The following is a 22,957-nucleotide window of genomic DNA, read 5'->3' as shown; positions in this document are numbered from 1 at the left end:
TCATGAGCTCTTCCGACATGATTCCGAAAGATGATCGGACGCCCCAGCAGGGTGACGAAGATTTCAACCAGCATATTCCGCGCTCTGCTGCGGACCCGTTTGCTCCTGATGATATTCCGCTGGCGTTGCTGGAATTCCACTCGCCGACAGCCGGGCTCGTCAATCTTCCGGCCACGCCCTCAGCGCGTTACGTTATCCTGCTGATCGGGGGGCTGTTTATGGCGTCCCTGGCCGCCATGGCATTTTTCCCGATCAACCGTGTTGTTTCAACGCCCGGACGCCTGATTTCCACGCAGCCGACGATCGTTGTGCAGCCGCTAGAAACGGCAATTATTCGTTCGATTGATGTGCGGGTTGGCGATTTCGTGAAGAAGGGCCAGGTTCTTGCCCATCTCGATCCGACCGTTACCGAAGCTGACATCACGAATATGCGGATGCAGCGCGATGCCTATCAGGCGGAATATAACCGCCTGAAAGCAGAAGCTGCCGGTCAGGACTACAAGGTCGATCTGAACGATCCGGCATCTGTGGAGCAGGGGGCTGCATTCCTGCGCCGCAAGGCCGAATATCAGGGCCATATCGAAAACTACGATCAGCAGATCGCCGGTCTTCAGAGCGACATTCAGGGTTACCGTGCCAATGCGGCCATGTATGGCAGCAAAATGCGGGTTGCGTCCGAAGTCCTTCAGATGCGTCAGCGGGAACAGGCCGATCAGGTCGGATCCCGTCTTTCAACCCTCGGTGCCCAGACCGAAATGATGGAAGCCGAGCGCGCGGAGATATCCGCCCAGCAGAGCGCCAATTCTGCCGAGAAAAAGCTGGCCGCCATGAAGGCGGAACGTGACGGTTATATCGGGAATTGGCAGGCCAAGATTTACTCGGAACTGACGGAAGCTGGTCATCATCTGTCGGAATATCGCAGTTCATTTGAAAAAGCCCGACTACGTCAGGATCTTGTTCTTCTGCGTGCTCCGGAAGACGGTATTGTCCTGACTATCGCGCAGGGATCGGTCGGCTCTGTTCTTCAGTCTGCGGGGCAGTTCATCACCCTTGTTCCCACAGGATACGGACTGGAGATGGAAGCCGTGATGCGGTCACAGGACGTAGGTTTCGTTCAGGTCGGAGACCACGCAATCCTGAAATTCTCGACGTTTCCTTACGAACAGTATGGGGGTGCAGAAGCAACGGTTCGTGTCATCAGTGCCGATGCTTTCACGCCATCGTCGCAGAATGGTGCAGCTGGTGGAAATGGAGGTGCGTCTTCAGAAGATTCCACTGCGTTGGGCGTTTATCGTGTTCGTTTGCGGATTGACCGTTACACGCTGCATGGTCAGCCTTCGTTCTTCCATCCTATGCCGGGCATGTCTTTGACTGCTGATATCGACGTCGGAAAACGGACCGTACTGCAGTATCTGTTCAACAACCTTACGCCTGCCCTTACGAATGGTATGAGGGAGCCGTAACAACGAACTTGAGCGTTTCTAAAAACACTCAAGTGGAACGCCCGGCAAAGTTCGGGCGTTCCAACATGACAGTGATTCAGGACCCGTGCTGCCCATGTCATTCAAATCTCGCCTTGCTGCTCTGTTTTCGTCAAAAGGGAAGCTGGAATACGCGATCCGTCTGACGGAAAGTGGGAAGACGGTTCAGGGATTTGCTCTTTTCAGTCGCCTCGCGGCGACTGGAGACGGGGAAGCCTCCTTCCGTGTCGGGCGTGCCTATCTGGATGGGATCGGCGTTCCTCCCAGTCTGGGAGATGGAGCCCGCTGGATCTATCAGGCTGCCCAAGCGGGGCATACTGAAGCAGCTTTCGTTCTGGCAACGCTTTATACGGTAGGGCTTCCGGAAGGGTTTGAAATTCAGTCAGTCCGCGATGGACTGGATCTTTCTCACGTTCCAACCTCTGGTCCCAGACATCCGGATTTTCATCTTGGCCTCCATTGGGCCAAAATCGCTGCGGAAGCAGGCTCTCCGGATGCGCAGGCGCTTCTGGGCTATATTCTTACGAGTGGGCCTGAAGACCTGCGGGATCTGTCGCAGGCCCGTTCATGGTACGACCGTTCTGCTGCTGCCGGATGTTCGCAGGGGCATCTGGGGGTGGCGCTTTCCATTCTCGACACTGCCCGGACAGATGAGGAGCTTTCTTCTGCCGCCCGTCATTTGATGGAAGCGACGAAAGGAGGTCTTGGGACGGCGTTTGATATTCTTGGCCGGATGTATGAATCGGGTTCGGGCGTGCCGCGCGATCTCGGCAAGGCTGCCAGCTATTTCCACCAGGCCGCAGAACGCAATATCGTTACTGCGCAGGCCCGGTACGGCTTGATGCTTCTGGAAGGCACCGGAATAGGCCGACATTATGGACGTGCGGAAACCTGGTTGAAACGGGCCGCGACAAATGGTGACACCCAGTCTGCCGCCTTGCTTGGCGATCTGTGCGCCAATGGTGGAGATCTGCCGCCCAATCTCGTCGAAGCATCCAAATGGTATCGGCTGGCCGCAGAACAGAAACACGCCGGCGCCGCGCGGGCTTTGGGGCTGTTGTATCTGACCGGAAACGGAGTGCATCAGGACCCTGATGTCGCATCGCACTGGTTCAAAATCGCTTCTGAATCCGGGGATGTGCATGCAGATGCTGATTTTGGAAACCTGATCCTTGCAGGAGCCGCAGCCACAGTTGATGAAAAACAGGCTCTGCACGCCCGTTTTGAAAAAGCGGCTGAAAAAGGCGATCTGGTAGGGGCTTACAATCTCGGCGTATGTTTTGCCGAGGGCGTGACTGGCGAACAGAATGGGCGCGAGGCTGCACGCTGGATGCAGAAAGCTGCAGACGGTGTGGTGAACGCCCAGTACTGGTATGGCAGAATGCTCCTTGAAGGGCGCGGCGTACAACCCGATCCAACACAAGCGTTGTACTGGATGGAAAAGGCTGCGGACGCCGGCATGGCCGAGGCTCAGGTTGCGGTTGCCGGGCTGCTTGTTGATGGAAGCGTCAACGGACGTCGGGATCATGAGAAAGCCTTGGCGCTGTACCAGAATGCTGCTGAAAGCGGCAATGTGGATGCTATGTTCTCATTGGCAGCACTTTATGGTGGGGGACATGATATCCCCGAAAACCGGCCTCAGGCGCAGATATGGTTCCGCAAAGCCGCACAACGCGGTAATGGGCTGGCCCAGATGATGCTGGGGCGTTACCTCTGTCGTGGACTGGCCGGTGTGACGGACCCGGTTGAAGGGCGAATCTGGCTGGAACGTGCGAAAGCACAGAATATCAAGGATGCAGAAACAGAACTGGCCCTTCTGGATGAAGCGCAGCCCGATGACGATGACTGATCTGCGTGTCTTCTGACCGTTCCGCATCCAGCGAACAGAAACTGAGTGCGTCATTCGCGGGCTTTGGTCGGGCTGTCAGCGAAGAAGACCGGCTCCGGTGGCGCGAGGCCATGAGCCGCAGAGCGCAGGAGGCTTTTGCCAGAGGACAGGCCGCCCTTCAGACGGGCAATACCTCTCTGGGCCTGTTCTGGCTGGAGCGGGCAGAGAGGATGTCCCGACATAATCCCAATCTGAAATGGTCTGTCGGGCTGGCCTGCCTGTCGGCAGGGCGGATCAGCGACTGTCTGGTGCGAATGGAGGATTTGCGTCAGGATTTCGGTCTGCGGGAAGCGGCGTTTCTGGAGGCGATCTGCCTTGTGCGGCTCGAGCGCATGGAAGAGGCCATCCACAGAATGCAGGCTGCTCTTTCGCGTTTCCATGCCACACCGCAAACGCATTCTTTGGCCAGACAGATCGCTGCTGCGGCGGGACGTCCAGGTTGGATGACCGCATCCAATACAGACACCGTTTTCATCGAAGTCTCCCGACCATTCAGACTGTTTCTGGACGGGCAGGAACGGATTGAGGGAAACGAAGGCGGCACATACGATTTGCCGGAAGGCTGGCGTTCGGCCCGCTCTTTGGAAGTGCGTGTTGGTCGTCGGCATGTTCTCGGCAGTCCGTTGGATATTGCTGTCCTGACGCGATGTGAATCTTTTGTTGAAGCAACGTCCGACGGCCTGAGAGGCTGGATCTGGGCTCCGGCTGAGCCTGAATACAGCCCTCGTGTCACTCTCTGGGATGGGTCTTCCTTCCGGGCCGAGACATTCGCAGAGGATGTGGACAGCGACATTCCTCTGGCCCGCACGAAGGTTTTTCATATCCCGACCAGCAATGTTCCAGAAAGCGACACTGGTCCTCTGGCACTGCGCGACGAAAATGGACGTCTGTTGACGGGAGCCCCGGTGGATCCGCTCGTAGGGCGACTGGCGGCGAGGCGGCGGGGCGGCCTTCCGGCTCGGTTGCGGCCCGTGAAAGTCAGACCTTGGAAGTCGCGTCCGTGCTGCCCCCGAGTAAGTCCTGGATGTGCGGTCGTAATCCCGGTTTACGCGGATCTGCGTCGGACGATGGCCTGTTTGCGCACCGTGCTGGGGACATGCCCGGCTGATGTGTCGGTGATCGTCGTGGACGACGCGACCCCCGAGCCTCGTCTGGCACAAGCGCTTGATGAACTGGCAGCGGAAGGCCGGATCGTTCTGATCCGCCATTTCCAGAACCAGGGTTTTCCGATCTCCGCCAATGACGGCATGCGGGCGGCGGAGGGAAGGGATGTTCTGCTGCTCAACAGCGACACGCTCGTTCCAGCAGGCTGGGTTGAACGGATGCGGGCAAGGTTGGCCTTCACCGACGTCGGAACGGTGACGCCATTCTCCAATGACGCGACGATCCTGTCCTATCCCGCCGTAGATCGCCCCAATCCGGTTCCGTCACTTGCGGATATGCGGGCGCTGGACCGGCTGTGTCAGGAGACATTCAAAGCAACGGGCAAGACCTCTTGTGACGGGCCGGACCTCCCCACCGCTCATGGGTTCTGTATGGCGATTTCCGCAGACTGTCTGGCCGAGATTGGTCTGTTTCGGGAGGATCTGTTCGGTCAGGGGTATGGCGAGGAAAACGACTTTTGTCTTCGGGCGTCTGCGGGCGGTTTTCGTCATATCCCCGCACCCGAACTGTTTGTCGCCCATATCGGGTCGGTGTCATTCGGGACAGCGAGAAAGTCTCTTGGCGCACGAAATCTGAAGATCCTTAATGCCCTGCATCCTGGCTATGATCTTCTGGTGAAGCGCTTTATCGACGCCGATCCGCTGCATGCAATGCGGCGCAGCTTGGATATCACACGTCTGATCCGCGTGGCCGAGGGCAGGGCTGCTATCCTGATGGTGCAGCATGATGCGGGAGGTGGCGTAGGGCGGGTGGTGCGTGAGCGCTCGAAGGTGTTCGAGGCTGAGGGTGGCTTTGCGCTTGCTCTGCGCCCCCATGAACAAGGATGTTGTCTGGAAGATGCTTTGGACGACAAGCGCTTCCCCAACCTGACGTTCCGCCTTCCCGAGGAGCTTCCGTGTCTGCTGGACGTGCTTCGGGCCGTGCGGGTCCAGTCCGTCGAATGGCATCATCTGATAGGTCATGCGCCCTGCGTCAGAACATTACATGAGCGACTTGGGGTGCCGTATGACGTGTTTATTCACGACCATGTCTGGTTTTGCCCCCGTATTTCGCTCTGCGATGGGGAGGGGCGTTATTGTGGCGAGCCGGATATAACGGGATGTGAACAGTGTGTGACACGCTGGGGGAGTTATCTCGGAGAAGAGATTTCGGTTTCTGATCTTGTGGCACGCTCAGGACAGGAGCTGTCTGACGCCCGCAGACTCATGGCGCCTTCTGAAGACACTGTGCGTCGGATCAGGCGACACTTCCCTAGCGTAATCATTGAAGTTGTCGCACTGGAAAATGATGCTACGCTTCGCAAGAGTATCCGGACAGGTCATCACGCCGCATACGGGCAGCCGCTGCGGGTTTGTGTCGTGGGTGGGATCAGTCGTTGGAAAGGGTATGATGTCCTGCTGGCGCTGGCCACCGAGATCCAGAAACACCGCCTGCCGATTGAGCTTTCTCTGGTTGGGCACACGCATGATGATGATGCCCTGATGTCGCTCGGAGTGCGGGTTACGGGTGAATATCGTGAAGACGAAGTGGAGGCCCTGATCCGTCAGCAGCAGCCGGATGTCGGGCTGATTCCGTCTATCGCGCCGGAGACCTGGTGCTATGCTCTGGGCCATGTCTGGCGTAGTGGTCTGGAGGCGGTCTGTTTCGATCTGGGAGCACAGGGAGAGCGGGTCGCGCGAAGCGGAACTGGTCTGGCTGTACCGCTTGGGATACCGCCGTTTCAGCTTGCCATGATCTTGATTCGGCGTTGGGGGACGTTTCAGTGAGGGATGGTTTACCTTTTCTATCGAAACAGTCCATTATGGTGCTTGAACAGAAACCGGTATTTGTCGAAAGCTGTTGCAACATATCGTCGGAATACCGCCCACAACTGTGACGACCATTCGTGACAGTCCAGAAACATGCCAGTATTATTGCCCGCAAGAACGGACGCAATTGGGAGTAGGGAATGTCTAACGCCGCCGAAGCACCACGACAGAACCGGGTCATCGACCTTAAGGCCGGGGCACATATGATGGTGCTGGATGCAGGAATTTTCTGCATCTTCCATGCTGCTGGTCAGGCTCCTGCAGGTCCTGCCGGATTGCCGGGCGTCCGGATTTCACGTGCGCCGGGTACGCCTCCCGGGATCGTGACCGTCAGCACCTTTGAAGAAGATGGCTGGATCGGTGGTTCAAACGGCGCTGCTCTGGTGCGGGTCATGCGTGGTCCGGCCGCTGTTCTGGTGACGACGTATCAGGAGCCTGACAGCCTCCATGCGGCACCCCGTCTGCAGGTTGCACAGCTTGCCGGTCCTGTGACTACAGCACCTGCTCAGGCTGCTGTTCCAGAGGCTGCTCCCGCGTCTCCCATTGTTGAAAAGGCTGAAGCGGCGGCGGAGCAGGATGTTTCCAAGGATATTTCCGCACATATTCAACGTCGTGGCGATGTGACGGGTGGTATCGGGCACTGGATGGGCGTTCCAGGCAGCCAGGGTTGGATCGAGGGATTCAGTGTCGCTCCCGAAAATGGCGTTCCGGCTTCTGACATTGAATATCAGGCCGTCCTCGGCAAGGGATGGCTTTCCCCTTGGGCTGAAGGCGGTCAGTATTGTGGGTCGCGTGGCATGGCGCTTCCTATCCTTGGGTTGCGCGTTCGCCTGAAGGGCGAATCCGCGAAAACATTGAAGGTTCGCCTTACGGCTTCCTTCACGGATGGAACACGTCTTGGCCCTGTTGATGGGTCCGAGGCGCTTGAAGCTGAAAGCCTCGCCCCGCTGGAAGCCTTCCTCCTTGAAATCGTGCCTGAAAAAGAGACGCAGGAAACTCCTGTAAAAGCTGCTCCGAAGGCCCGCGCGGCAAAAGCCGCTGATGCTCCGGCCAAACCCGCCGCATCCAGAAAGCGCAAATCTGCTGCGGCTTCCTGACTGCCATTGAGGCCTGACGTAGTGACCGGGGAAGGAACTTTTGTTCCCCCGGCCGCTTTGAAAGCCTCTGTCATCCGCTGTCTTCTCCGTGCGCGAACAGGACTTCACGGAGGTTTCCAGTCGCTCCGGAGAAAACGTGCGTTACTTATTCGTTCATCAGAATTTTCCCGGGCAATTTCTTCATTTTGTCCGTCATCTTCTCGCACAGGGTCACGAGATCGTCTTTATTTCGGAGGCGAACAATAACCATATTCCCGGTGTCAGACGCGCCATTTACCGCGTCCCGCGCCTGCCTTCGATGGAGACGCATCCTCATCTGAGAGAGTTTGAATATGGCCTGCTCCGTGCCGAAGCCGTTGCAACTGCGGCCCGCACGCTCAAGGGCTTGGGCTATGAGCCTGATATTATTGTCGGACATCACGGCTGGGGTGAACTTCTTAATCTGTGCGATGTCTTCCCCGGTTGCCCGATCCTCGGATATTTCGAGTTTTTCTATCACGCAGATCAGAATGACGTAGGGTTTGATCCGGAGTTTCCGCCTTCTGCGGAGCTGGCAGCTGCTGTGCGGGTCAAGAATTCAATTAATCTGCAGGCGCTTTGTCTGACAAACGGTTATGGTCAGAGCCCCACAAAATTCCAGCGCGAAACCTATCCTGAATGGGCGCGGGAGAAAATTTCCCTGCTGCGGGAAGGGGTTAATCTGGATCTCTGTTCGCCCGAGCCTCAGGCCAAACGGCGCAATCTCGTCGTGAACGGCGTCCGGATCACACCCAAAGATGCACTTGTCACTTATGTTGCGCGGGACCTTGAGCCTTATCGGGGGTTCCATGTGGTCATGCGTGCGCTCCCGCGTATTCTGGCCGAACGCAAGGATGCACAGATCATTCTTGTGGGGGGAGACAGGGTCAGTTACGGCACACTTCCTCCCGGCGGTGGAAGCTGGCGTGAATTCATGTTGCGCGAACTGGAGGGTAAGCTGGACCTCAATCGTGTGCATTTTGTCGGAAAGGTCGAATACGATGATTTCCGAGCCTTGCTGCGGCGTTCGGATACTCATTTGTATCTGACCTATCCGTTCGTTGCGTCCTGGTCCCTGCGTGAAGCCATGGCGACAGGTTGTCCGGTTATCGGGAGCGATACAGCGCCGGTCAGGGAATTCATCACGCATGATGTCACAGGGCGTCTGGTGCCGTTTTTGGACTCAGACGCAATTGCGGAGGCAACATTGCAGCTTCTGGATGATCGTCGCAGCGCCCGTCGATTGGGGCAGGAAGCCCGACGCTATGCTGAGGCCGAACTGTGCTTGAATGATTATCTGGATCGCTATGACGAGCTGGTTGAGCGGATCATGAAGACGAAATGACGTCGAAAGGCAAAAAACAGGAATTCGGTTTCCTTTTGTTGCCGTTTCTGACGGCAAAACTGACTAATTTCCGCATGTGGCATCGGTCAAACATGATGAAGCGCGCAGGTCATGGTTAAGAACGAAGTTGTTTCGGCTATAAAAAACTCTCTGAGGAGTTGGGTTTGCAGAAAGGACGTATCGTCCCATCCTGCCCTGCTTACAGACTCCGATTTTCAGGCTCTTGCTGTTGCGACAACAGAGGGAATGGCTGAGACGCCGTCTTTGGAGGGTGTGAGGGAATGGGGCAGTTTGAAAGAGCTGACAAAAAACTGGATCGTTCACCAAAGGCCCCACGTTGAGCCGGGGCCATTAGGAACCAGTGATTTTGAACATCTGGCGGCTTTGACTACGGCGGCCCTGTCAGAAGAACAATCGTCTTCTGCTTCTGTGTCGCATGAGCCGCTACAGAACAGTTCTGAAGCCTGCCTGTTGCCGCATTCGGATGCGGATTTTCGGCTTCATGACCCTACACAGCTTGTTTTCGCCCGGGAGCATCTTGAGCGCTGTCTCTGAACATCAAAAGGCCCCGCAGAAACCTGCGGGGCCTTTTGATATCTTTATGAAGATCGTCCAGATCAGCTACGGCTACCCTTGTGGTCGCCATCACGCATCTGGCCGGTAGGCTCCTGAACATGGGCTTCAAGAAACCAGAGGTGCTTGTCGAGGCCACGGGACACTTCCGTGAAGACGTCTGCCGTATCGTCATCCCCCGCTTCGTCCGTCACCTTGATGGACTCACGCATGTTGTTCGCAACTGTCGCGTAGCGGTCAATCAGGGCTGCGAGATGGTCTGCAACGCGGTAGATGTTGTTCGGATAAGGCGTACAGGCGCTGTTCTTGGAGACGTCCTGCACGGTGCCCAGAGCCGTACCACCAAGCTGGACAGCGCGTTCGGCAACCGTATCTGAGAAATCATCGATGCTGGTGCGGAAACCATCGAGCATTTCATGGACGCCGATGAACTGCGGTCCCTTGAGGTTCCAGTGCGCCTGTTTGGTGATCAATGCCAGATCAATCAGATCTGACAGACGTGCATTCAGCGTTTCGATGGAAACATTCTTTGTGTTGTCCGCAGTGTTGTTCTGCGTCACGTGGCGGTCTGTTCTCGAAATCATGGGAATACTCCTGAACATCGGTCTGTAGCCTTTTCGGGCTGTCCGGACCGTTAAAATACCTTGGCACTCCGCTTTTACAGCGGGGCTGTCAGTGTCCCAAACGTGTCATCCGTATGGAGGTTCCTTATCTGGGGCAGCCCTGTTTGTGAGAGGATGATTTTCTGTTTTGGAAAACTGTTTTCCCCTGCTTTTCCGAGGGTTCGACAAGGCATGTTTCGGGCGTTTGGTGCGGGGATGACATAAATCTTTCATCCGGTGTCGTTCCTGTTCCGGTTGTTCTTCCCTGACAGGAGGGCTAATGCACTGATGTGGTGGCTTCGGTCGCCGGATAACGCCCGTTTTTAAAGTCAGAGCTTTTCACGCATGACCCTTGCCACAGCCACGCCGTCCGAAGAGGCCCGCGACAAGGCCGGTGCTTCCAGAAGTGGAAGCCGCCGCAGCGGGCCTGATACCGCATTCCACTTTCTGGTGGCGGCCTCGGCGCTGCTGGTTCTCGTGGTGCTGGGCGGCCTTGTGGTCCTCATGGGGGTTGGCGGAAGCCAGGCTTTTCGGACGTTTGGTCTTGGATTTGCCGTCCATGATGTCTGGAATCCTGTCGCCGATCTTTATGGTGCTTGGGCGCCGCTGTTCGGAACGATTGTCAGTACGCTGATCGGTGTGGCGATTGCGCTGCCACTGGCCTTTGGTACGGCATTCTGGCTGACGGCAATGGCGCCGCCCCGGATCGCTGCGATCGTGGGTACGGCTGTGCAGCTTCTCGCTGCCGTGCCTTCAATCATCTTTGGTATGTGGGGCTTTTTCACCATCGTCCCCTTCATGGCCCGGACGGTTCAGCCGTTTCTGACCCATCATTTCAAGCATGTTCCGGGCATAAAATTCATCATTCATGGCGCACCTTTTGGAACGGGTCTCATGACGGCCGGCTTGGTTCTGGCTGTCATGATCGCGCCTTTCATGACGGCAGTGATGAGGGACGTCTTTGCGGCGATGCCCAACATGCTGCGTGAAAGCGCCTATGGTCTTGGGGCCACACGCTGGGACGTGATGTGGAAGGTCGTAGTGCCGTGGTCTCGCTCTGGCATGATCGGTGCGATCGTGTTGGGTATGGGGCGCGCACTGGGTGAGACCATGGCCGTCACCTTCGTGATTGGCAATGTGACGGATGTTGGGTGGTCGCTGTTTGCGCCACGAAGCACGGTTGCGTCTCTGATCGCCCTTCAGTTTCCGGAAAGTCCGGCTGGGTCGCTGCGTCTGTCTGCGCTGCTGGCGCTGGGCTTCATCCTGATGCTGCTGTCATTCGCCAGCCTGGCGCTTGCGCGGATGCTGCGGGGAAATACGAAATGAGCGATACTGTCGTCTCCATAAGCGGCTGGAAGCCCAACCCCCGTGCGGCCCGTCGCCGGAGCGCCGATCATGTGGCCACCGCTTTCGGGATGGTCATGGCCGGCATCCTCGTGCTGGTTTTGGCGTCCATTCTGTGGACTCTTCTGTCCCGTGGTCTTGCCGGTCTGTCCGCTGCTGCGATCATGAAGCCGATGGGGCCGCCGGGATCATCTTCGGGTCTGGCGAATGCAATTGTGGGCAGCCTGATCCAGACGTTTCTGGCACTGCTGCTCGCGACGCCGCTCGGGCTCGGATGCGGGATCTATCTTTCAGAATACGGCACGGACACCAATAAATTCGCATCCTGCGTCCGGTTCGTCTCGGACGTGCTGATGTCGGTGCCGTCCATTCTGGTCGGTCTGTTCGTCTATCAGGTCATGGTCGCGCCGTTCGGACACTTCTCTGCGCTGGCTGGCTCTGTTGCGTTGGCCATTCTGGCTGTGCCGATCATTGTTCGCACGACCGAGGATATGCTGCGTCTTGTCCCGACCGCCATGCGTGAAGCGGGCGCGGCCTTGGGTGCGACGCGCTGGCGAGTGACGCTCTCGCTGTGCCTGCGCTCTGCCAAGACGGGCGTTCTGACGGGCATCCTTCTGGCGCTGGCGCGTGTGAGTGGCGAGACGGCGCCGCTGTTGTTTACATCGCTGGGCAACCAGAACTGGTCCTTCAGCCTCACCCGCCCGATGGCGAGCCTGCCGGTGACGATCTACCAGTATGCCGGTGCGTCCTATGAAGACTGGGTGCAGCTTGCCTGGGCCGGTGCGCTGCTGGTCACGATGGGTGTGCTGGCCATCAATATTGCCGTCCGCGTTTCGGCGCGACGCGCATGACCCCGGGAACACTGCAGGAGATGACACAGGATTCCATGATGACCAAGACTGATCCGCAGGTGGCGAAGAGCCCTGAAGTGGCGCTGGCTGTCCGCAACCTGAATTTCTATTATGGCGAAAATCACGCTCTGCATGACATTTCGATGGATTTTCAGGCCCGTCGGGTAACGGCCATGATCGGGCCGAGTGGCTGTGGTAAATCCACGCTGCTGCGGATTTTTAACCGCATGTACGATCTGTATCCCGGCCAGCGTGCTACTGGCGAAGTGATGTTCGACGGGCGCAATATTCTGGAACATGATCTGGACCTGAATATTCTGCGTGCCCGTGTGGGTATGGTGTTCCAGAAGCCGACACCGTTTCCGATGTCCATCTATGACAACATCGCGTTTGGCGTACGTCTGCATGAAAAGCTGAACAAAGCAGACATGGATGCGCGCGTTCAGGACGTTCTGACACGCGTGGCGCTGTGGAATGAAGTCCGGGACCGCCTGAACGCTCCCGCTTCCGGTCTTTCCGGCGGTCAGCAGCAGCGTCTGTGCATTGCGCGCTCCATTGCGACGCGACCTGAAGTCCTGCTGCTTGACGAGCCGACCTCGGCGTTGGACCCAATTTCCACGGCGCGTATCGAAGAACTGCTTGACGAACTCAAGGAAGAATTCACGATTGCGATTGTGACACACAACATGCAACAGGCTGCACGCTGTGCGGATCAGGTCGCTTTCTTCTACATGGGACGTCTGATTGAAGTGGACAGTGCAGACCGGATGTTCACCAATCCGAAGCAGCAGCAGACCCAGGACTACATCACCGGCAGGTTTGGATAACGCGTCATGGCTGACAGATCCCACATCGTCAAAAGCTACGAACAGGAGCTGGGCCAGCTCCGCTCCATGATGGCGCAGATGGGCGGCATCGTGGAAAATCAGGTTGCCCTTGCGCTGTCTGCTATTGCGGATCGCAACGAGGAAGCAGCCGATGCGGCGGCGCGTCAGGACCCGGAAGTGGACCAGCTCGAACGTGAGGTGGAAGGTCTTGCCATCCGTCTTCTGGCACTGCGAAGCCCGATGGCGGGCGATCTGCGCGAGATTGTGGCGGCGCTGAAAATCACGGGCGATCTGGAGCGGATTGGTGACTACGCGTCTTCCATCGCGCGCCGTTCGCTGCGGATTCGGATGCCGGAAAACCAGATTTCGCTCTCGGGTCTGCGCAGCATGGGACGTCTCGTGCAGGAAAACCTGCGTCGTTCGATCGATGCGATCACGCAGCAGGATTCCAACCGCGCCATGGAAGTCTGGCATTCGGACCGCGCGGTGGACGAATACTACACGGCCCTGTTCCGTGAACTTGTGACGTACATGATGGAAGATGCCCGCAACATCCGCGCCTGCACGGAACTGCTGTTCATCGCCAAGAACCTGGAGCGGATCGGCGATCATGCGACCAATATCGCCGAACGCGTCTTTTACGCCGTGACGGGCGATAATCTTCCGTCCCTGCGGCCGCGCGGTGGCCCGACTCCTGTCCTGACGGCGACGGAAACGATGCAGGAGCCCGACGTCCGGTGAAGGGCCCATCCCCCGCGCGTGCCAAGGGGCTCGTTCTTCTGGTCGAGGACGATCCAGCCCTGCTGCTGATGACCTGCTATAATCTCGAACAGCGCGGCTATCGCGTCGAGACGGCGGAAGACGGAGAAGCGGCGCTGCTGGCGCTTGAAACGTCCCGACCAGACGCCGTCGTGCTGGACTGGATGCTTCCGGGTTTGTCCGGGCTGGATGTGTGTCGTCGTATTCGTGCCAATCCTGCGCTGCGGGACGTTCCGGTGTTGTTGCTGACGGCGCGTTCGGCCGAGCAGGATGCGATCCGTGGACTGGACACGGGCGCGGACGACTATCTGATGAAGCCGTGCAGCGTCGATACGCTTGATGCCCGTTTGCGGGCACTGCTGCGGCGGCATCAGTCTTCGTATGACCGGTTGTCCTTCGCAGACATCACGCTTGATCCTGAGACGCACCGCGTGGAGCGTGGCGGGCGGATGCTATCTTTGGGCCCCACGGAATATCGACTGCTGGACCTGCTGATCCGCAATCCGCGCAAAGTGTTCTCCCGTGAGGATCTGCTGCGCCGGATCTGGGGGCAGAATATTCATGTCGAGATCCGCACCATCGACGTCCATATCCGACGCTTGCGCAAAGCTATTAATGGGCCGGGCGAAATCGATCTGGTGCGGACTGTACGTGCGGCGGGTTATGCGCTGGATGACGGCCCAACGACGGACGGCGCCTGACGGGTGTCGTCAGGAGTACTTTCCGGAGCATTGCCGGGAGGGGGGCTTCCGCCGGTAGCGGATACGCTGCCGTTGCAGGTGGGCATGGTTCTTGTCTGTGTGGCGCTCGCAGGGTGGGTACTGGCGGTTTGGCTCCTGTTGCGACAGCCGCGTGTTCCGAGCTCGCCTCCTGACGACTATCTGAAACCCGTGTCTCCGGCCGATCTGCCGGTCGATCCGCTGCCCGCCTGCGCGGTGGTTCTGGATGGGCTTGGGGCGATCGTGCAGGTTAATGAAGAAGCGGCGTCCCAGTTCGGGGAAACGGTCGGCGCGATCCTGCGTCATCCGGCGGCTCGCTCGGCCCTGTCTGCGGCTCTGCGCGTTCCGGCGCCGTCCGGGACAGCGGAGGGTAGTAGTCGTGGGGACCTGCCGCCCGTCTGTTCCACGACTTTCACGCTCGATGTGCCGGTTCCACGAACGCTTCACCTGATGCTGCGTCGGCTTCCCGGTGGCAAGGGGCAGGACAAGCGTGTTCTGGTCGTACTGAACGATCATAGCGAAGCACGGGCTGCGGACCGGATGCGGACAGATTTCGTAGCGCATGCCAGCCACGAACTGCGCACGCCGCTGGCGTCGTTGAGCGGGTTTATCGATGCGTTGCAAGGCGCAGCCGGGGAAAATCCGGTGATGCGGCAGCAGTTTCTCGACATCATGCGCCAGCAGTCCGAGCGTCTGAAACGCCTGATCGACCGGCTTCTGTATCTGTCGCGTGTTCAGGCCCACGAGCATCAGCGCCCCCGCGATCTGGTGGATGTGGCGGATCTGATGGCCATAGTACTCGGAGAGGTTGCGCCTCGTTTCGAGCGGGAAGGGCGTACGCTGACCCTCGAAGTTGAAGACGATCTCATGGTACGGGCTGACGAAGACGAGATGGTGCAGGTGCTGCTCAATCTGATCGAGAACGCCCTGCGCTATGGGGCAAAGGAAGACGAGCCCCTGACTATCACATTGTCGGCCCGGCGTGCCGTCATTCCCGATGACCGCTGGCCTGCGGATGGCGGTGTTATTCTCGGGATTGAAGACAATGGCTGCGGGATGGAGGCGCATCATCTGCCACGGCTGACGGAACGGTTCTATCGTGTCGGTGCACCGACCGACGGAGCCGGGCAGGGGACGGGGCTGGGTCTGTCCATCGTGCGGCATATTCTGGACCGGCATGGCGGACGTCTGCGGATTGCGAGTGCGCCGGGCAAAGGCACGACCTGTCTGGTGTGGCTACCAGCAGCAGGAGCGGCACTTGCAATTTCGCTGGTGGAATGACAGGTTCCTTCTGAAACAATCAGAAGGCATTGTTACAGTGACAGTTTTTCGCAGTTTTCGCCGTACCGCTCTGGCTGCTCTGCTGACTGGCAGCATGTTCACCCCGCTTCATGCGGCAGACGTCCCCGACACCATTCCCGCCTGGCTGAGCGATATTAATGGCGCGCAGGCGATGGCTTGGGTGAAGCAGCAGAACGACCGTACTCTGCGCCTTCTGGGGCATGGTCCGCTTTATCAGAGCCTGTATGTGACGTCCCTGAAACTGCTTCAGACGCATGACCGCCTCGCTTCCCCCATCCAGATCGATGGGATGATCTACAATTTCTGGCGTGATGACCGGAATCTGCGGGGTGTCTTGCGCCGGACGACGCCGGATTCCTACGCGACCGATCATCCGGAATGGACCGTCGCGCTGGATCTGGATGCGCTGGCAGCGAAAGAGAAGCGCAACTGGGTCTATGGCGGCGTGGACTGCCTGCACAGCCAGCAGAATCTTTGCCTGCTCCATCTTTCCGATGGTGGTGAAGACGCGAAGACCGTTCGGGAATTCGACCTGCGAACCGGAAAATTCGTTGAAGGCGGGTTCAATCTTCCGCATGCCAAGCAGGATTCAAGCTGGCTGGACCGCGACACGCTTCTGGTCAGCTATCCCTGGACGTCTGCTGATGTAACGGAATCCTCCTATCCCTACATCGTCAAGCTTCTCAAGCGCGGCCAGTCTCTCGATCAGGCGCAGACGGTCTTCACCGGCAACCGCAAAGACGTCGAAGTCGGGCCGGAAGTGCTGCACGACGGCGCAGGGCATCAGGTCACGCTGATCCGCGAAGGTCTGGATGCGTTTTCGTCGAAGCTGTTCCTGTATCGGGACGGTCAGGTGACGCAGGTTGCCATTCCCCTGAAGGCGGATGTCGCCGGGTTGTTCAATGGCCGTCTGGTAGTTCAACTCAAGGAAGACTGGAAAGTCGGGGCGCAGTCCTTCCCGCAGGGGAGCGTGGTGCTGGTTGATCCGGCTGCGGCAACGCTCGCGCCTCAGCTTCTGGTGGCGCCGACAGGTCGTCAGATGATCGAGGGGGCCTCCACGAGCCACGGTCATCTGATTGTCACGCTGTACGACAATGTTCGTGGCAAGATTTCGATCTACACGCCGACAGGAGCCGCCTTCACGCACCGGGATCTGCCTCTGCCGGAGAACATGTCGGTCGATCTGGCCAGCGTCGATGAGGACAGCCCGGTGGCTTATGCTGTTTCGAGCGGGTTTCTGAGTCCGACCACGTTGTGGGAGATCAACAGCGATACGGCTTCGGTTCAGAAGCTCCATACTCTGCCAGCGCAGTTCGATGCCTCGAACATGGCGGTGGAACAGCAGGAGGTCCGCTCAAAGGACGGCACCAGCATTCCGTATTTCATTGTCCATCGTCGGGATATGACGCTGGATGGAACCAACCCGACGCTGCTTTATGCCTATGGCGGGTTTGAAGTCCCGCTTTTCCCGTTCTATTCGGCCGGGATCGGCAATAACTGGCTGTCACGCGGCGGGGTCTATGTTCTGGCGAATATCCGTGGTGGTGGAGAGTTCGGCCCAGCATGGCACGATGCGGGTCTCAAGACCAATCGCCAGCGGATCTATGACGATTTCGCGGCGGTGGCGAAGGATCTGATGGACCGGAAAGTGACGTCGCCTCAGCATCTGGCGATTCAGGGGGGCTCCAATGGCGGTCTGCTGATGGGTGTTGAGTTCACGCAGCATCCGGATTTCTGGAAGGCGGTCGATATCGAAGTGCCGCTGCTGGACATGATGAACTACGAACACATGTCGGCTGGTGCGTCGTGGGTCGGGGAATATGGAACGGTTTCCATCCCAGAGCAGAAGGCGTTCCTGCGCGGCATTTCGCCGCTGCAGAACCTCAGGCCCGACGTGAAATACCCCGTGCCGTTCATCGAGACGACCACGAAGGATGATCGTGTCGGTCCCGTTCATGCGCGGCGTTTTGCCTGGCGGATGAGCGAACTCAAACTGCCCTATTATTACTGGGAGCAGGTTGCGGGCGGACATGGCTTTGGGGCCAGCCAGAAGGAAATCGCCCAGACGCAGGCACTCAGCTATGCTTATCTGTGGTCCGAACTGGGCCGGACGAAATAAGCTTCCGCATCATGCGGACATGAAAAAAGGGCGCTCTGTAGAGCGCCCTTTTTTGTGCCGGGAGTCTGTGTTTGAAGAACGGGATTAACCGTGACGACGGCTGCGGTCCAGCAGGCACCAACCGCCGATCAGGACGGCGCCGATGAGCGGGATAGAACCGATCGTGATGGTGCCGTCCGGGTAATCGAAGGCCATCATGACCAGAACGAAGCCCAGAAAACCAAGGGTTGCCCATGTTGTGTAAGGGGCACCCGGCATATTGAAACCCGTCGGCATGATGTCCCCGCGATTGATCGCGGCCCGCAGACGGAGCTGGCACAGCAGGATGAAGCCCCACGTGCTGATGATGCCCAGCGCCGAAAAGTTCAGGACGATTTCAAACACACGGGCCGGGATGAGATAGTTCAGCATCACACCCACCAGATACACACCCAACGTGGTGAGAATGCCGACATAGGGGACAGAGCTTTTGTTCAGCTTGCTCAGGGCTCTGGGGCCGGACCCACCAAGAGACAGGGCACGCAGCACGCGTCCTGTGGAATACAGGCCGGAATTGAGGCTGGAGAGGGCAGCCGTCAGCACCACGATGTTCATGATGGTGCCGATGCCAGGGATACCAAGTGCCTGAAAGAACGTGACGAACGGACTGGTGCCTGCATGATATTCGGTCCAGGGCAGCAGGCAGACCAGCAAAACAACCGAGCCCACATAAAACAACCCAATCCGCCAGATCACACTGTTGACGGCGCGCGGAAGGATTTCACGGGCGTCCTCACACTCACCTGCGGCTGTACCCAGCAATTCGATACCGGAATAGGCGAACACTACCCCCTGAAGCAGCATGAGAGCCGAAAACAGCCCGTGCGGGAAAATGCCACCATTCTCTGTAATAAGATGAAAGCCCGTGGTGTGCCCCGCGACCGGCATGCGCGTGCCGAGAATGAGAGCGCCTGCGGCCAGGAACAGCGCCAGCGCTATGACCTTGATGAGTGAGAACCAGAATTCCATCTCGCCGAAATAGCGGACGCCGATCATGTTCATGGTGCCGACAATCGCCAGCGCCACAAGCGCGAAAACCCATTGCGGTACCGGCAGGAAAACCGCCCAGTAATGCATATAGAGAGCGACGGCGGTGATATCGACGATCCCTGTCATGGCCCAGTTCAGAAAGGACAGCCAGCCCGCCATATAGGCCGCACGCTCTCCCAGAAACTCGCGCGCATAGGTCACGAAACTGCCGCTGGTCGGGCGATACATGACAAGCTCGCCCAGCGCGCGCAGGATTAGGAACGAAAAAACGCCGCAGACTGCATAGATGATGGCAAGGGATGGGCCAGCCATCTGAAGGCGTGAGCCTGCCCCAAGGAACAGTCCCGTACCGATGGCACCCCCGATGGCGATCATCTGGACATGACGGCGCCCAAGGTCCTTGTGATAGCCTTCCTCGCTGATGACCCCTGTACGGTGGGTCGGGGTGTGATCGGGGACCGGGCTTGTCGTCATCTGCGCGTCCTGAGAAGTCGTCGGGGAAGGTAGCGGTGAAGCTGAAAGGGTCTGACGAGAGGCGAAGGCCGGGTGGGCCTACGCTTCATGCGCGGCAGCTATGTGTCTCATGCATGGGAACATAGGCGAAAGTCGCCGGGTTGCCAACGCGGATTGCTGGCGCAGGTGAAACTGAGCTGCTGATTGTGCTTTCAATGCCCAGGCGGAACGGCCATACAAGCCATTCCTTGTCCGGAAAGAATTGAGCAGGCCTCGGCGGCTCCCACGCGGCTGATTCCCGTCAAGCGCGCGCGCCAGACCGTGGTGCCATGACTCGGCGTCGGATGAACTTCGATTCGGGCAGACTGAAGTGGTGCAAAGGCGGCCTGACGCGCCATTGTGGCGGCAAACTTCGCCTGCCCGATACTGCCAAATGCTCCCACCTGAATGGCCCACGGTCCATAGCTTCCCGGTCGGTGATAGCCGACAACCACTGTGGTCGATTCCGTAGGCTGAACCGGGAGCATATGGGGTGTCGGTATGGTGGGAGGCGCTGGAAGAGGCCGGGACGTGGCTGTTGCAGAAGGCGGGGGAAGCTGTGACTCGCCAACGGGTTGAACCGCGCAGGGCACGTCCGGGTCGTAGGCGTCGTCCGGATTGCAGGGTACAGCACTGGGCGCGGCAATCGGTCCTGTAATCGGTGTCTGGGCCGCAGCACTCGTGACATGACGGCTGGCCCAGACTTGCCCAACACTGCGCGACGCCGTCATGACGGGCACAGGAACGATCCGTGCCGCTGGCAGTCCGGCATAAGAGCCTCCAGACTGGGATGCGTTCAGCTGATCGGCGCTGGCATAGGCGGCCAAGGGGCCTGTCAGGGCAATCTGCGTACCTAGATGGGGTGTGATGCTTGCAACGTAATTGACGGTTTCATTGGGAAGCTGGCGTCCTTCGGAGAGGTACTCCTCAAGTCGCTGTGGACCGGCATTGTAGGCTGCCAGAAAGGCCGGAGCTCCGTATTTTCGGGCGAGAATGCTGATATAGCCGGTTCCTGCCATGATGTTGTCATGAGGCTCATAAGGGTCCGATCTCAAGCCGTAGCGCGAGCGCATGTCGGCGTAGGTCTGTGGCATGAGCTGCATCAGCCCCATCGCGCCGGAATGGGAGGTGATCGGGCGCCCGTCCAGAAACTGGTGGCCGCCCGATTCCTGATGGATGACGGCGCGGATCCAGTCCTGCGGAATCGAGAAGCGGCTGGCAGCTTGCAGGATGTAGGGCCGCCAAGGGTCTCCTGCCGGACCCGGTGCGCGGTAGGCCCCGCTTGAAGAATAATAACGGTTGTAAGGAGAACGCTGGGACGCGCAGCCCGCAAGGGTCACGAGGCTCAGAATTATGGTTCCCGTCTGAAGGAAGACTCGCCTTTTCCTGAGCATCATAAACCCACTGTTAATCTTTTACGCAGATGATGAGCGCTGTCCGAAAGAGAAGGCAGACGAACGGTGACGACGGAGACTCCGGAAAACGAAACCCCGGTCAAGAAGGGGGGTAAGCGCAAGATCATCATCCTTGCAGTGCTGGCATGCCTGCTTCTGGCTGGCGGTGGAGCCTTTGCATGGAAGCATTTTCATCACGCGGCAACCCCGCTCGCCAAGACTGCGGCCCAGCCCGTGAAATGGACGACCATCACCATCCCGACCATTCTCTCCAATCTCGACGCCGGGTCGGACCGGACGCGATACGTCCGTATTGGTGCACGGCTTGAGGTCGAGGATGGCAAAAATGCTGAAAATGTCGCCGCTCTGATGCCGCAGATTCAGGATGCCTTTCAGACCTGTCTGCATGGGATGCAGCCCTCGGAACTTTCCGGAAGCGGCATCTATCGTTTGCGGGAAACAATGCTGGCACAGATCACCAATATCGTGGCGCCTCTTCGGGTCAGGGATCTCTTTTTCGTAGAGGTGCTGGTGCAGTGAGCGACGACCAGCGGTCCGATACAACTTTTGCTGATCAGCATGACGAGATGCCTGTCGCTGCCTTTCCGCTTGCCGGAAACGGCATGGCAGCCTTCGACGGGGGTAACGATCAGGTTCTCAGTCAGGCTGAAATTGACAGCTTCTTTGGGAAGGACAATGCAGTCAGCGGTCCTTCGAGCAGTAGCGGTATCGAACGCGTGGTCAGTACATCGGGCGTATCGTCCGAGCGCCTGCCCATGCTCGAAGTGGTTTTTGACCGTTTTACGCGGATACTGACTACGAGCCTGCGCAACTTCACCAGCGACAATGTCGAAGCATCAATGGATCGGCTGGGCTCCCAACGTTTTGGAGATTATCTCGAAAACGTTCCTGGACAGGCCATGTTTGCGGTCTTCAAGGCAGAAGAATGGGACAATTACGGCATTCTCGTACTGAGTTCCTCGTTGATCTACAGCATCGTCGATGCACTTCTTGGGGGCCATGTCCGCAGCGATAGCCCAACGCCTCCCCGACAAACGGGTCGGCATCATACAGCTATTGAGCGTGCTCTGGTTGAGCCTATGGTCAGGATTATTCTCGATGATCTGGAAACCAGCTTCAGCCCGCTCTGTGCTGTCAATTTTCATTTCGAACGGCTCGAAATGAACTCACGTTTTGCGATGATCTGTCGTGCCGGAAACGGTGTGATTACAGCACGGTTCGGCATTGATATGGAAGGTCGAGGAGGAGACGTGGATGTTGTGTTGCCGCACGCCACGCTCGAGCCAGTTCGGGATATTCTTCTTCAGCAGTTCATGGGAGAGAAATTCGGCCATGACGGAATGTGGGAAAGCCATCTGGCGCAGGAACTCTGGCAAACTGATCTGACTCTTGATGCCGTTTTGGAAGAGCAGACCGTGAATTTGAGAGACATCATGAATCTCTCTCCCGGAGATCAACTCGTTCTGCGTCGAAAACCCGAAACCCTCGTCACTCTGCGTTGCGGTGAACATGCTCTTTTTAAAGGGCGTGTTGGGCGAAAACAGGGGCAGGTCGCCGTCAAAATTGAAGAAGTCCTCAACCAGAAACCCGGCACGGATCGTGCCACATCCTATAGCTGATCGGAGCATATTTTATGGACGGATTTCAGCTTGGGATTGAGATTGCCCTTTCAGTGCTGCTTCTGGTGACTATTTTTTACAGCCTGTATCTGGGGCGGGCTTTGTCTGTGCTGCGACGTGATCGTGGGCAGCTCGATGCTCTGATTTCCAGTCTTCAGTCCAGTAGTGCACAGGCTCAGTCTGGCATTGATCATCTGCGTCAGACCACGGAACTCGTAGGGCGTGCTTTGGGTAAGACGGTTGAATCCGGCAAAAGTCTGAAGCGGGATCTGGCCATGCTGTGTGACCGATCAGAGACCCTCGCTCAGCAGTTGGAATCGCTCCTGCCTGCGGGACGTGTTGCAGTGAAAGCATCCCCTCTGACCGAGGAACGATTTGAGGAATCTTCCTTCCGTTCAGCCCTCCGTCTGAAGCCGGATGAAGTCCGAACAATGAAGCCCAGTGGCAGCAAAAGTGCGGCGGAGCGTGAACTCCTGCGAGCGCTTCGTCAGAAGCAGGGATAATC

Annotated in this window: 19 protein-coding genes; 16 read left to right on the top strand and 3 right to left on the bottom strand. The window is 58.1% G+C overall.

Annotated features, from left to right (window positions below):
• Positions 1-2 precede the first annotated feature (2 nt).
• From HKD21_RS01260 to HKD21_RS01235, 6 genes are all read left to right on the top strand, one after another.
• Positions 3-1,463, top strand: a complete 1,461-nt coding sequence (locus tag HKD21_RS01260; protein ID WP_194253851.1) for an HlyD family type I secretion periplasmic adaptor subunit — start codon at positions 3-5, stop codon at positions 1,461-1,463.
• 94 nt (positions 1,464-1,557) lie between these two features.
• Positions 1,558-3,330 (top strand): tetratricopeptide repeat protein, encoded by a 1,773-nt coding sequence (locus HKD21_RS01255; RefSeq protein WP_194253850.1) that lies wholly within the window; start codon positions 1,558-1,560, stop codon positions 3,328-3,330.
• 5 nt (positions 3,331-3,335) lie between these two features.
• Positions 3,336-6,299 (top strand): glycosyltransferase, encoded by a 2,964-nt coding sequence (locus HKD21_RS01250; RefSeq protein ID WP_322782886.1) that lies wholly within the window; start codon positions 3,336-3,338, stop codon positions 6,297-6,299.
• Between the two features lie 182 nt (positions 6,300-6,481).
• Positions 6,482-7,438 carry a hypothetical protein gene (locus HKD21_RS01245; protein WP_194253849.1) on the top strand — a complete coding sequence of 319 codons (957 nt, stop codon included), beginning with the start codon at positions 6,482-6,484 and terminating at the stop codon, positions 7,436-7,438.
• 136 nt (positions 7,439-7,574) lie between these two features.
• On the top strand, positions 7,575-8,801 hold the full coding sequence (locus HKD21_RS01240) for a glycosyltransferase family 4 protein (protein WP_194253848.1): 1,227 nt from the start codon (positions 7,575-7,577) through the stop codon (positions 8,799-8,801).
• A gap of 111 nt (positions 8,802-8,912) precedes the next feature.
• A complete protein-coding gene (locus tag HKD21_RS01235; protein WP_194253847.1) occupies positions 8,913-9,356 on the top strand; it encodes a hypothetical protein in 444 nt (147 codons plus the stop codon).
• A 62-nt stretch (positions 9,357-9,418) separates the two neighbouring features.
• On the opposite strand, the gene dps is transcribed toward HKD21_RS01235, so the two are convergent.
• Complete coding sequence (dps, locus tag HKD21_RS01230) at positions 9,419-9,958, bottom strand: DNA starvation/stationary phase protection protein Dps (RefSeq protein WP_194253846.1); 540 nt, start codon at positions 9,956-9,958, stop codon at positions 9,419-9,421.
• Positions 9,959-10,321: 363 nt separating this feature from the next.
• On the opposite strand from dps, the gene pstC reads away from it, so the two are divergent.
• From pstC to HKD21_RS01195, 7 genes are read left to right on the top strand one after another with little or no spacing between them, the layout of a single operon-like run.
• Positions 10,322-11,302, top strand: coding sequence for a phosphate ABC transporter permease subunit PstC (pstC, locus tag HKD21_RS01225; protein ID WP_194253845.1), 981 nt, complete (start codon positions 10,322-10,324; stop codon positions 11,300-11,302).
• Entirely contained in the window at positions 11,299-12,171 is an 873-nt protein-coding gene (gene pstA / locus HKD21_RS01220; protein WP_194253844.1) for a phosphate ABC transporter permease PstA, read from the top strand. The genes pstC and pstA overlap by 4 nt, the downstream gene beginning before the upstream one ends.
• 38 nt (positions 12,172-12,209) lie before the next feature.
• On the top strand, positions 12,210-12,998 hold the full coding sequence (gene pstB, locus HKD21_RS01215) for a phosphate ABC transporter ATP-binding protein PstB (protein ID WP_194254083.1): 789 nt from the start codon (positions 12,210-12,212) through the stop codon (positions 12,996-12,998).
• Positions 12,999-13,004: 6 nt separating this feature from the next.
• Positions 13,005-13,739: a phosphate signaling complex protein PhoU gene (phoU, locus tag HKD21_RS01210; RefSeq protein ID WP_194253843.1), complete on the top strand. Its 735-nt coding sequence runs from the start codon at positions 13,005-13,007 to the stop codon at positions 13,737-13,739.
• Complete coding sequence (locus tag HKD21_RS01205) at positions 13,736-14,458, top strand: response regulator (RefSeq protein ID WP_194253842.1); 723 nt, start codon at positions 13,736-13,738, stop codon at positions 14,456-14,458. Before phoU ends, HKD21_RS01205 begins: the two co-directional genes overlap by 4 nt.
• 3 nt (positions 14,459-14,461) lie before the next feature.
• Entirely contained in the window at positions 14,462-15,757 is a 1,296-nt protein-coding gene (locus HKD21_RS01200) for a sensor histidine kinase (RefSeq protein ID WP_322782885.1), read from the top strand.
• Positions 15,758-15,794: 37 nt separating this feature from the next.
• Positions 15,795-17,897, top strand: coding sequence for a prolyl oligopeptidase family serine peptidase (locus tag HKD21_RS01195; RefSeq protein WP_322782884.1), 2,103 nt, complete (start codon positions 15,795-15,797; stop codon positions 17,895-17,897).
• Positions 17,898-17,981: 84 nt separating this feature from the next.
• Here the strand turns inward: HKD21_RS01195 and HKD21_RS01190 are convergent, their stop codons facing one another.
• Together HKD21_RS01190 and HKD21_RS01185 are read right to left on the bottom strand one after the other, a co-directional pair.
• Positions 17,982-19,400, bottom strand: coding sequence for an amino acid permease (locus HKD21_RS01190; protein WP_194253841.1), 1,419 nt, complete (start codon positions 19,398-19,400; stop codon positions 17,982-17,984).
• 191 nt (positions 19,401-19,591) lie between these two features.
• Positions 19,592-20,815, bottom strand: a complete 1,224-nt coding sequence (locus tag HKD21_RS01185; RefSeq protein ID WP_194253840.1) for a lytic transglycosylase domain-containing protein — start codon at positions 20,813-20,815, stop codon at positions 19,592-19,594.
• A 63-nt stretch (positions 20,816-20,878) separates the two neighbouring features.
• Here HKD21_RS01185 and HKD21_RS01180 point away from each other — a divergent pair, with 63 nt between their 5' ends.
• Genes HKD21_RS01180 through HKD21_RS01170 form a run of 3 tightly spaced genes read left to right on the top strand, consistent with a single transcriptional unit; the run spans position 20,879 to position 22,955 of the window.
• The gene (locus HKD21_RS01180) at positions 20,879-21,352 is read left to right on the top strand and encodes a flagellar basal body-associated FliL family protein (protein ID WP_194253839.1); all 474 of its coding nucleotides are present in this window, start codon (positions 20,879-20,881) and stop codon (positions 21,350-21,352) included.
• The gene (gene fliM, locus HKD21_RS01175) at positions 21,349-22,452 is read left to right on the top strand and encodes a flagellar motor switch protein FliM (protein ID WP_322782883.1); all 1,104 of its coding nucleotides are present in this window, start codon (positions 21,349-21,351) and stop codon (positions 22,450-22,452) included. Before HKD21_RS01180 ends, fliM begins: the two co-directional genes overlap by 4 nt.
• 14 nt (positions 22,453-22,466) lie before the next feature.
• Complete coding sequence (locus tag HKD21_RS01170) at positions 22,467-22,955, top strand: DUF6468 domain-containing protein (protein WP_194253838.1); 489 nt, start codon at positions 22,467-22,469, stop codon at positions 22,953-22,955.
• Positions 22,956-22,957: the final 2 nt, after the last annotated feature.

This window comes from Gluconobacter cerevisiae (assembly GCF_015244675.1).
GTDB classification, from domain to species: Bacteria; Pseudomonadota; Alphaproteobacteria; order Acetobacterales; family Acetobacteraceae; genus Gluconobacter; species Gluconobacter cerevisiae.
This window is presented reverse-complemented; position numbering and strand designations above follow the sequence as displayed.